Raw genomic sequence first — 596 nt, 5'->3', positions numbered from 1 at the left:
GCGGTGGTGTCGATGTTGATCGGGTAGGGCTCCGACGGGCCACTCATGTTGCCGGCCGGGTCTTCCGCCTTGACGATGAAGTCGTGCTCGCCCTCGTCCAGGGCCTTGTCGGCCGGAACTTCGAACGACCAGGTGCCGTCGTCGCTGGTGACCACGGTGGAGCCCAGTTCGGTCTCGCCATCGAACACGTGGATGATGTCGCCCTTCTCGGCACCGCCACCGTTGATCACCGGGGTGGTGTCGTTGGTGTCACCGTTCTTCGGTACGTCGACCAGGTGCGCCGGATCGTCGTTGTCGACGACGCCGGTGATGCTCGGGGCATCCGGTGCGAGGGTGTTGACGTTGACCGGATACGGCTGCGACGGCTCGCTGATGTTGCCGGCCGGGTCTTCCGCCTTGGCGGTGAAGTCGTGATCGCCGTTGTCCAGGGCCTTGTCAGCCGGAACCTCGAACGACCAGGTGCCGTCGTCGCTGGTGACCACGGTGGAGCCCAGTTCGGTCTCGCCGTCGAACACGTGGATGATGTCGCCCTTCTCGGCGCCGCCACCGTTGATGACCGGAGTGGTGTCGTTGGTCGAACCGTCCTTCGGTACGTC

At 65.1% G+C, this 596-nt stretch carries 1 protein-coding gene; it reads right to left on the bottom strand.

All coding sequences use genetic code 11. From position 1 onward, the window contains the following. The coding region (locus ACNFBT_RS27180) for an Ig-like domain-containing protein (RefSeq protein WP_416753898.1) at positions 1–596 on the bottom strand (596 nt) is incomplete at both ends.

Origin of the sequence: Pseudomonas sp. NY15181 (genome assembly GCF_048068055.1) — a bacterium.
In the GTDB taxonomy this organism is placed as follows: domain Bacteria; phylum Pseudomonadota; class Gammaproteobacteria; order Pseudomonadales; family Pseudomonadaceae; genus Pseudomonas.
The sequence above is the reverse complement of the archived record's forward strand: the minus strand, read 5'-3'. Positions and strand labels throughout refer to the sequence as shown.